The sequence below is a fragment of the Paenarthrobacter sp. AB444 genome (assembly GCF_028736865.1).
Classification (GTDB): domain Bacteria; phylum Actinomycetota; class Actinomycetes; order Actinomycetales; family Micrococcaceae; genus Arthrobacter; species Arthrobacter nicotinovorans_B.
The window spans coordinates 1-10,247 of the sequence record NZ_JAQZBY010000025.1 but is presented as its reverse complement, the minus strand read 5'-3'; the positions used below and the strand labels follow the sequence as shown (position 1 = coordinate 10,247).

At 65.1% G+C, this 10,247-nt stretch carries 7 protein-coding genes; 5 read left to right on the top strand and 2 right to left on the bottom strand.

Annotation, left to right across the window (positions count from 1 at the left end; translation table 11 throughout):
- Positions 1 to 48: 48 nt before the first annotated feature.
- A complete protein-coding gene (locus PQ627_RS19830; protein ID WP_144661986.1) occupies positions 49 to 1,458 on the bottom strand; it encodes an MFS transporter in 1,410 nt (469 codons plus the stop codon).
- A gap of 294 nt (positions 1,459 to 1,752) precedes the next feature.
- Here PQ627_RS19830 and PQ627_RS19825 point away from each other — a divergent pair, with 294 nt between their 5' ends.
- From PQ627_RS19825 to PQ627_RS19810, 4 genes are all read left to right on the top strand, one after another.
- Positions 1,753 to 3,165: an MFS transporter gene (locus tag PQ627_RS19825; RefSeq protein WP_443192769.1), complete on the top strand. Its 1,413-nt coding sequence runs from the start codon at positions 1,753 to 1,755 to the stop codon at positions 3,163 to 3,165.
- A complete protein-coding gene (locus PQ627_RS19820; protein ID WP_274263021.1) occupies positions 3,166 to 5,364 on the top strand; it encodes a molybdopterin oxidoreductase family protein in 2,199 nt (732 codons plus the stop codon).
- The gene (locus PQ627_RS19815; RefSeq protein ID WP_274263020.1) at positions 5,361 to 6,923 is read left to right on the top strand and encodes an FAD-dependent oxidoreductase; all 1,563 of its coding nucleotides are present in this window, start codon (positions 5,361 to 5,363) and stop codon (positions 6,921 to 6,923) included. Before PQ627_RS19820 ends, PQ627_RS19815 begins: the two co-directional genes overlap by 4 nt.
- A 110-nt stretch (positions 6,924 to 7,033) precedes the next feature.
- Positions 7,034 to 7,765 carry an MBL fold metallo-hydrolase gene (locus PQ627_RS19810; RefSeq protein ID WP_274263019.1) on the top strand — a complete coding sequence of 244 codons (732 nt, stop codon included), beginning with the start codon at positions 7,034 to 7,036 and terminating at the stop codon, positions 7,763 to 7,765.
- Positions 7,766 to 7,878: 113 nt separating this feature from the next.
- On the opposite strand, the gene PQ627_RS19805 is transcribed toward PQ627_RS19810, so the two are convergent.
- Positions 7,879 to 9,288: an NAD(P)H-quinone dehydrogenase gene (locus PQ627_RS19805; protein WP_262277896.1), complete on the bottom strand. Its 1,410-nt coding sequence runs from the start codon at positions 9,286 to 9,288 to the stop codon at positions 7,879 to 7,881.
- Positions 9,289 to 9,404: 116 nt separating this feature from the next.
- Between PQ627_RS19805 and PQ627_RS19800 the strand changes: the two genes are divergently transcribed.
- Positions 9,405 to 10,205, top strand: a complete 801-nt coding sequence (locus PQ627_RS19800) for a purine-nucleoside phosphorylase (protein ID WP_186313634.1) — start codon at positions 9,405 to 9,407, stop codon at positions 10,203 to 10,205.
- Positions 10,206 to 10,247 lie beyond the last annotated feature (42 nt).

Genomic DNA, 10,247 nt, shown 5'->3' with positions numbered 1-10,247 from the left:
CGTCGGCCCCGCACCTTTTGGTGCGGGGCCGGCGTGGTTAAGGGCTGCTTAGGCTACGTTGTTCTCGTAGTCCGTGTCCTTGGTTTCGCGGGTGAGCCACAGCGCGATGAAAGTGATCACCGCTGCGACGGCCATGTAGACCCCCACCAGCCAGGTGCTTCCGTTGGCCGCCGACCAGAGGGCGATGGCAACGAAGGATGCAGGAGCGGCGCCGATCATGGACGACAGGTTGTAAGCCACTGCCGAGCCCGTGTACCGGACGTTGGCCGGGAACAGCTCGGGCAGGATGGCCGCCATGGGACCAAAAGTCAGGCCCATGAGGGTGAAGCCGACGATGAGACCGACCATGGCTGCCGCCTGGCCGGGTCCGAACATGGTGAACCAGAGTGCGCCGAAGACAAAGATGCCTGCGGTGACACCCAGCAGGAACTTACGGCGTCCCCACTTTTCGGCCAGCGGACCGGAGACGACGGTGAAGATACCGAAGAAGACCACACCGATGATCAGCATCCACAGGAAGTCCGAACGGGAGATGCCAAGACCGGGCACGAACGCGGCAATCTGCTCCGCGGTCATCGGCTTGCCGGCCTTCTCAGCCGCCGCCTGGGCACCTGCCAGCGTCGGCTTGGTGCCGTAGGAGAGGGTGAACGTGGTCATGATGTAGAACAGCACGTACGTGGCAAACATGATGAACGTGCCCGCTACCACGGGACGCCAGTGGTTCTTGAGCGTGGCACCCAGGGGAAGCTTCTGGACCTTGTCCTGCTGGACAACCTTGGTGAAGGATGCGCTCTCCACGAGCTTGAGCCGGACATACAGGCCCACGATCACCAAAACGGCGCTCACGAGGAACGGCACGCGCCAGCCCCAGGCCAGGAACTGTTCGGGCGTCAGGGCAACGTTCATCCAGATGAAGATCACGTTGGCGATGATGAAGCCGATGGGCGCACCCAGCTGCGGGAACGTACCGTAGATGGCGCGCTTTCCCTCGGGGGCGTTCTCGGTGGCGAGCAAGGCGGCACCGGACCATTCGCCGCCCAGGGCCAGGCCCTGGAAGAAACGCAGGACCACAAGCAGCAGCGGCGCGAGGATGGCCCACCCGGGCAACGATGCTTCGGGGAGAAGGCCGATAAGGAAGGTGGCAATACCCATCGTCAGCAAGGAAGCCACCAGGGTTCCCTTGCGGCCGATCTTGTCACCAAAGTGTCCGAAGACCACAGCGCCGATAGGCCGTGCGAAGAAAGCGACGCCGAAGATGGCGAAGGCGCTGAGCAGGGCGTTGATGTCGGTGGCATCGGGGAAGAAGAGCTTCGGGAAGACGAGCACAGACGCCGTCGCGTACGCGTAGAAGTCGTAGAACTCGATCGTGGTGCCGATCAGGCTGGCGAAGATCACCCGCCCCCGCGAGTTCACCGGTCGAGTGGACTCGCCTTCCTTGGATGGTGCAGTGGAAGACATGTAGTAGCAGCTTTCGTTCACGCCGTGCGGTGCCTGAGCGCACCACCCGGAGAAGGATTAATTGAGAGTTCAATAATAGTTCCCGCCGTCCACTCACTGGACAACAATGTCCAGCATGCGGACGAACGGGAAAGTCCCACTATGTGGTCTGCGCCACAATACCTCACCGAAGCCTCACGCGCCGGTGACCGCGCTGATAGGGAAATGTCACAGCCCGTTTACAAACCGCGACCGTCCGCGAAATGCGCCAAACCTACCTTGGAAGAACACCGACCCCCACCAAGGAGGCACTCCGTGACTGTTGAAAGCACCGCAGATGCACTGGCTCCAGTCCAGTCCACTGCTGCCGCCACCACCACCCTTGAACACCGCCCCGGCCGCTGGATCGCCAACTGGGATGCCGAAGACAAGGGCCAGTGGGAAGCCGAAGGCCGGGTCATCGCGAAGCGAAACCTGTACTGGTCCATTTTCGCAGAATTCCTCGGATTCGTTGTGTGGCAGCTGTGGTCCATCGTGGTTGTCCAACTCCCCGCGGCCGGCTTCACCTTCGACACCAACCAGATCTTCTGGCTCATCTCCATCCCCAGCCTCGTAGGCGCGACACTTCGTATTCCCTACACCTTCATGGTTCCCAGGTTCGGTGGCCGGAACTGGACCATCGTCTCGGCGCTCCTGCTCCTGATCCCCACTACGGGACTGGCGCTGTGTGTCTCGAACCCGCAGACTCCGTTCGGCGTCATGCTCCTCATGGCCGCCCTCGCCGGCTTCGGCGGTGGCAACTTCGCCAGCTCGATGGCCAACATCACCTTCTTCTACCCCGCACGTGAAAAGGGCTGGGCCTTGGGACTGAACGCCGCAGGCGGAAACCTGGGTGCCGCCGTCGCACAGCTTGTTGTCCCCATCGCCATCACCCTGCTGGCGGCCGGAACCGTGAACCTGCCCATGGCTGGCATCATCTGGATCCCGCTGATCATCATCGCCGCCTTCGGCGCCTGGAAGTACATGAACAACCTCACCAGCGCCAAGGGTGACGTGGCCGGTTCCCTGACCGCGGTGAAGGAACCGCACCTGTGGATCATGGCGTTCCTGTACATCGGCACTTTTGGCTCGTTCATCGGTTTCGCCGGTGTCTTCCCCAAGCTGATCAAGGACTACTTCCCGGAGTTCTCCTCGATCCACGTCGGTGCAGTGGCACTGTCCCTGGCCTTCCTCGGCCCGCTGGTCGGTTCCCTGGCCCGACCCTACGGCGGACGTATGGCCGACCGAATGGGTGGGGCGCGTATGACCATCACCGCGTTCGCTTCGATGGCCGTCATCACCCTCACCATGATCTGGACGCTGCCACTGAAGAACTTCTGGCTCTTCCTGGGCCTGTTCCTCCTGCTCTTCGTCTCCAGCGGCTTCGGAAACGGTGCGACCTACCGGATGATCCCTGTCATCTTCGCGACGTCCAGCCGCGCAGCCCGGTCCGGTGCCAGCAGTGCGGCCACGGCACGCCTCGCAGCCTCCTCCCTGGGCCTGATCTCGGCGATCGGCGCCTACGGCGGCTTCGTGATTCCGCAGGTGCTCAACGCCTCCAACACGGCCAGCGGCTCCTACACCCCGGCGTTCTACGGATTCGTGGCGGCCTATGTCCTGATGCTGGCAGTTTGCTGGGTCTGCTACATCCGCCCTGCCCGCCAGCGCAACACGATCGGACACATCTAGATGCCCAACGGCGCCGATACCCACTGCCCCTACTGCGCGCTCCAGTGCGCCATGACGTTGAGGCCGGTTACCCCTGAGGTGGCGGGTCAGGCGGCAGCGGCCGCCGGGCCCGCCCAACCCGCCGCGCCCCTCGACGTTTCCGGGCGCGACTTCCCCACCAACCGGGGCGGGCTGTGCCGCAAGGGCTGGACATCGGCGTCGTTATTGCGCCATAGCGGCCGGGTCACCGAGCCGATGCTGAAAGGCTCCGACGGCGTCCACCAACCGATCTCCTGGGAGCAGGCCCTCACGCTCATCACGGCGGCGGTCAAGGACACTCAGGGGCAGTATGGGAACGACGCCGTCGGAGTCTTCGGCGGCGGCGGCCTCACCAACGAGAAGGCCTACATGTTGGGCAAGTTCGCCCGCTTGGCGCTTCGTACCTCCCGGATCGACTACAACGGCCGGTTCTGCATGTCATCGGCAGCGGCAGCCGGGAACCGCGCGTTCGGCGTGGACCGCGGACTCCCCTTCCCGGTCACGGACCTGGACTCGGCGTCGGTCATCCTCCTGCTTGGTTCCAACGTCGCCGACACCATGCCGCCCTTCGTTCAGCACCTGCACGGCGCACGCGACGCGGGCGGCCTGATCGTGGTGGACCCCCGCCGCTCGGCTACTGCCGCATTGACGTCCGACGGCGGCGGCCTCCACCTGCAGCCGACGCCCGGTACTGATTTGGCTCTCCTTTTGGGCATCTCGCATGTAGTGGTCCATGAGGGGTTGGTGGACTCAGCTTTCGTGGCGACCCGTACCTCCGGCTACCCCGCACTGGTCCGCAGCCTCTCCGCGTTCTGGCCGGAACGGGTCCAGTCCATCACCGGCGTCCCCGCGAACCTCATCCGGGACACCGCACGCCGACTCGCCCAGGGAGCACGTACCGGCGGCAGCTACATCCTCAGTGGCCGCGGCGTCGAACAACACGTGGACGGAACGGACACCGCCACGGCCGCCATCAACCTCAGCCTCCTTCTGGGCCTGCCCGGCTCGGCGCGAAGCGGCTACGGCACCCTCACCGGACAAGGCAACGGCCAGGGTGGACGCGAACACGGCCAGAAGGCTGACCAGCTCCCGGGTTACCGCAAGATCACCGATCCTGCGGCACGCGCCCATATCGCTTCCGTGTGGGGCATCGACGAGTCGCTCATCCCTGGTCCGGGACTGCCCGCCGTCGAACTTCTGAAATCGCTTGGAAAGCCCGACGGCGTCCGTTGCCTTTTCGTGCACGGCGCCAACGTGGTGGTCTCGGCACCGGACACCAATGCCGTCACTGCCGGGCTCAGGGACCTCGACTTCCTGGTGGTCTGCGACTTCTTCATGTCGGAGACGGCCATGGAGGCGGACCTTGTGCTGCCGGTGACGCAGTGGGCCGAGGAAGAGGGCACGCTGACAAACCTTGAGGGACGCGTGATCCGGCGTCGGCGTGCGCTGACCCCTCCCCCGGGTGTCCGCAGCGAATTGTGGGTGATGGCGCGTCTTGCCGAGCTTCTCGAGGCGCCTTCCTCGTTCAGTGACGATCCCGGGACTGTGTTCGAGGAATTGCGTGTGGCTTCTGCTGGTGGCCTGGCGGATTACTCCGGAATCGACTACGCCATGCTGGACCGCGGCGAGGCGGCCTATTGGCCGTACCCCGTGGGCAGCAACGGCACTCCCCGACTGTTTGCCGATGGTTTCGCGCACGCCGATGGCCGGGCCGTGATGGTTCCCGTGACCCCGTCCAAGAAGGCCGTACGGTCGTTCGCGGATGATTCCCTGGCCCTGGCCACCGGACGCCTGCTGGAGCACTACCAGTCGGGTTCGCAAACACGTCGCGTCGCCGACTTACTCGCCGCGCACCCACAGGTACGGCTGCTGATCCACCCTGCAACCGCGGCCTCCCATGGGATCATCGACGGCGACTACGCCACAGTCAGCAACGAGCGCGGCGAGGTCCTGTGCCGGGCTGAACTGAGCAACACCGTCCGTCCGGACACCGTTTTCCTTCCCTTCCACTTCCCCGGCCAGGAGAACGCCAACCGGCTCACCGAGGCCACCACTGATCCGATCTCCGGCATGCCGGAATTCAAGACCAGCCGGGTGTGGGTCCGGCGCGCTGTTTCCAACCCCGTCCCCGCGACCCTGGTCGACGCGGGACTGCCTTTGTACGCCGAGGAGGCTCTATGAGCGAGCGCATTGTTGTTGTTGGATTCGGGCCGGTGGCTGCCCGTTTGGTCGATGAGCTGCTTCCCTCCGTTCGTTCGGGGCTTGTGCAACTGCTCGTTGTGGGACAGGAACCCGAGGCAGCCTACAACCGCGTGATGGTGGCCGAGCTTGGGGTGGGGCGTATGACAGCCGACGCCCTGGCCATGGCGGATGCTGCCGATTTGGAAGCTTCCGGGGTGGAAGTACGGCTGGGAACCGCGGTGAAGAGGATCGACCGTGCGCGGCAGAGCGTTGTCCTCTCCGATGGCTCCTCCGAGCATTACGATCGGCTGGTTTTCGCTACGGGTTCACGGCCGGTCATTCCCAACCTCACGGGGTTGAACCCTGACCCGTCCGGACCTGTGTTGCCGGCCGGCGTCATTACCCTCCGCGACCTTCAGGATGCCGCTGTGCTGCGCTCCGCTGTTGCCGGCCGAAAACGCGTAGTGATCCTTGGCGGCGGCGTGCTCGGATTGGAGACTGCTTTGGCCGTCTCCGAGGAAGGCGCCCAGGCAACCGTGGTGCACAACGGACCGTTTCCACTGGGCCGCAGCATCGACCGCGGCAGTGGCTCGGTCCTGACTGCGAGTCTGCGCAGCAACGGAGTCCGCATGGCTGGCAACGCCCGGTCCACCGGCGTCGAAACCGCGGGTCCCGGCGGCTCGTTCTCAGCGTTGCTGCTCGACGACGGCTCCGCGATCGACGGCGACCTGCTGGTACTGTCCTGCGGCGTGCGGCCGCGGAGTGAGTTGGCAGAGGGCTGTGGTCTGCCTGTTGGCACCGGAGTCCTGGTGGACCACCATCTGCGTACGCACCATGAGCCCCACATATTCGCGATCGGTGACTGCGCCGAAGTCCGCTGCTCTGATGCCTCCTGCGTTGAGTGCCGGACAGCCGCTGGTCCTTCCGGCCTTGTTGGTCCCGGGTGGCGGCAGGCCGAGTGGCTGGCGGAGTACCTGATGGTTCTGGCCAGGGACGGACAGGCCGCCGCGGATTCGTTGGAGCCCTTGCCAGTAGAGAAGCCCGGTGTCATTGTCCTCAAGGCCCGGGGCATCAACCTGGCCGTGGCGGGCGACAACCAGGCCGATCCTTGGGACGAGGAACTGCTTGAGGCCGGGGCCGCTGCCGGTCGTCCGCGCCGGCAGATCTCACAGTGGGCCGATCCTGAGCACGGGCGCTACGTGAAAATGACGACCCGCGGCGGCGTACTGGAAGGCTTGGTGTCCGTCGGGATGCCCAGGACGGCAGCCGAGCTGGTGATGCTGTTCGAACGCGCCTCCGAGCTGCCAGCGGACCGCTCCTTGCTGCTTCGGCTCGATGGTCCGGACCAACTCGATACGGGGGCCGCGAACAACGACCCCCAGCGGACCGTGTGCCGCTGCGCCGGTGTCAGTGCCGCCAGTATCGGGGATTCCGTGGTGGAGGGCTGCTCTTCCGTTGCGGAGGTTTCCAAGGCAACCCGCGCCGGGACCGGCTGCGGTGGATGCCACGAGGACATCAAGGGCCTCATCGAGAAGCACTTCCAGGGAGCTGTTGCCTGAGGCCGTGCCGTGACTTCGCTGGAACGCTGCGGGTTCGCCGGAAGGTTCCGGGCGTCTTCGCAAGCTTCCAGCGAAGTCGCGTGAACGCCCGGCGGACTAGACTTCCGACAGTGAACATCTCCGAACCCGCCCCCGGCGTCCATTTTGTCGAAGGGCCCGCCTCCAACTGGCTCATTGTCCGCGACGAGACAGGTTTCATCCTGATCGACGGCGGATACCCGGCGGACCGGGACGCGGTCCTGTCCTCCATCCGCCAACTGGGACTCGATCCCGCCGAGGCCAAGGCCATGCTCATCACTCACGGCCACGTGGACCACACAGGCTCGGCCGCGTACTTCTCTGAGAGCTACGGCACGCCCATCCTCTGCTCCCCGGAGGAGCTGGCCCACGTCCAGGGCAAGGAGAAGCACCAGGTCACCATGGGCCAAGTGCTGGCCAGGATCTGGCGTCCCACGGTCTTGCGCTGGATGATCCATGTCATCAAGGCCAAGGCCCTCCAAGCCAAGCCGGCCGTGCTCGCCGAAGCCTGGACCCCTGAGCGGCTCGCGGCCCTCCCCGGCCGGCCCGAGGCAAGCACGCTGCCCGGCCACACCCCCGGAAACGTGGTCCTCCGGCTGCCGGACGCCGGAGCGATTGCCGTGGGAGATACGTTCGTCAGCGGTCATCCGATCAGCAGCAAGGAAGGTCCGCAGATGCTGCACAGGATGTTCCACTCGGACCCGGCCGCAGCACTGTCCTCTGCCCGGCGACTGGAGAGCCTTGAAGCCAGCGTGATCCTCCCCGGCCACGGCCCTGCCCTCCACATGCCCCTGGCTGAGGCGGTAGCAGTCCTGGACTCCTAAGACGCAAAAAGCCCGTTTCGCGGGAACGCTGCGGGTTAGCCGGAAGTTTCCCGGCGTCATCGCAGCTTTCCAGCGAAGTCGGGTGCCCGGCAGGCGGCCCGTGAAGCAACAAGCTACATGTGAACGTGGAGCCGGCGTGCGGCCTCCGAGATGGAGCCGGTCAGCGACGGGTACACGGTGAATGCACTGGCCACATCATCAACGTGGAGCTTCTGAGTAACAGCCACGGAGATCGGGAAGATCAGTTCCGACGCGTTCGGTCCCACCACCACGCCACCGATAACGGTGCCGGAGCCCTTGCGGGCGATGATCTTGACGAAGCCGTCCTTGGTATTGCGCATCTTGGCGCGGGCGTTGCTGAGCAGCGAGAGCATCACAACATCGCCTTGGTACTTGCCCGAAGCAAGGTCGGCCTCGGAGACACCAACGGAGGCGATCTCCGGGGAGGTGAAGATGTTCGATGCCACTTGGTTGAGCTTGAGGGGCTTCACGCCGTCGCCCATGAAGTGTGCAATGGCGATCCGGCCCTGCATGGCAGCCACGGATGCCAAAGCAAAAACGCCCGTGCAGTCGCCGGCGGCGTAGATGTTGGGCGCAGTGGTGCGGGAAACGCCGTCGACCTTGATGTGGCCCGATTCGGTGAGCGTTACGCCGGCTTCCTCGAGTCCGACCCCTGCGGTGTTCGGGATGGATCCGACGCACACCAGGCAGTGCGAGCCCGTCACCACGGAACCGTCACCCAAGGTGACCTTCACGCCGTCGTCCGTCCGCTCAACCGCATTCGCGCGGGACTTGGACAAAACGCGGACGCCGCGGCGTTCGAAGACGCCCTCCAGCAACTTGGCAGCGTCGGTGTCCTCGCCGGGGAGGACCTGGTCGCGGCTGGAAATCAAGGTGACCTTGGAGCCCAGGCCGTTGTAGGCGGAGGCGAATTCGGCACCCGTGACACCGGATCCCACGACGATCAGTTCCTCGGGAAGTTCGTCCAGGTTGTAGATCTGGGCCCAGTTGAGGATGCGTTCGCCGTCGGGCTTTGCCGTGGGGAGCTCGCGCGGGTGGGCGCCGACGGCCAAAAGGATGGCGTCGGCGTCGATGGTGCGGGTCCCTTCCAGGGTCAGGACCTCGATGGTGTTGTTGTCCAGCAGTTTGCCGGAGCCGATGACGATTTCCACGCCCAAGCGCTCAAGGCCTGCGCGGATGTCGTTGGACTGTCCGTGGGCCAGGTTCAGGACGCGGTCGTTGATGTGCTTGAGGTCGGCGCGGGGCTTGGAGGCCGCGCCATCGCCGTCGAACTTCACTCCCAGCTCGTCCGCCTCACCGACGCGGGTCATGAGGTCGGCGGTGGCGATCAGGGTCTTGGAAGGCACGACGTCGGTCAGCACGGCGGATCCGCCGAGGCCGGCGCGCTCGACGATGGTGACGTGGGCACCCAGTGAGGCGGCTACCATGGCGGCTTCGTATCCGCCGGGACCACCTCCCAGGATCGCGATACGGGGGGCACTGAAGTCAACTTGGGTGGTCACAATCCTCAATTCTCGCTTATTGCCCGGCAGGCTGCCACTCAGCCCACCCTCACCTCTGCCCCTACCTGATTGCGGTTGGCGCAAGGTAGCTTGTACCAGTGAGTAACACTGAGCTGATGAACACAGACCCCTTTGAAGCCGCCCAGGCCGCCGCAGACTTCATAGCCGCCGAGACCGGCGTCGAGTCCCACGACGTAGCGCTGGTGCTTGGATCCGGCTGGGCCGAGGCCGCCGATCTCATTGGCGAGACCACGGCAACCCTGAATGCCTCCGAGGTGCCCGGCTTCCACAAGCCGGCCGTGGTGGGCCATGTGGGCACCATCCGTTCTGTACTCACGAAGGAGGGCAAGCGCGCCCTGGTCCTGGGTGCCAGGACGCACTACTACGAAGGCCGTGGCGTCCGATCGGTTGTCCACGGCGTCCGGACGGCTGCTGCCGCCGGTTGCAAGACACTGGTCCTGACGAACGGCTGTGGCGGACTCAACGAAGACTGGACACCCGGCACCCCGGTGCTGATCAGTGACCACATCAACCTGACCGCAACTTCACCGCTTGAGGGCGCAACGTTCGTGGACCTCACCGACCTCTACTCTTCACGCATCCGGCAACTGGCCCGCGAAGTGGATTCCTCTCTGCAGGAGGGCGTGTACGCACAGTTCACCGGCCCGCACTATGAGACCCCGGCCGAGGTGCAGTATGCCAAGCGGATCGGCGCGGACCTGGTGGGCATGTCCACGGCGCTGGAAGCCATCGCCGGGCGCCACGCGGGCATGGAAGTCTTTGGCATCTCGCTGGTGACGAACCTCGCCGCGGGCATCAGCCCGGTTCCGCTGAGCCACGCGGAAGTTCTGGAGGCCGGGCAGGCAGCGGGCAAGCGGATCTCGAAGCTTCTGGCGGAGATCATCGCCAAGCTGTAACCGCTCCCTCAGAGCAACGCGGGGTCACTTATGGCCCATGTT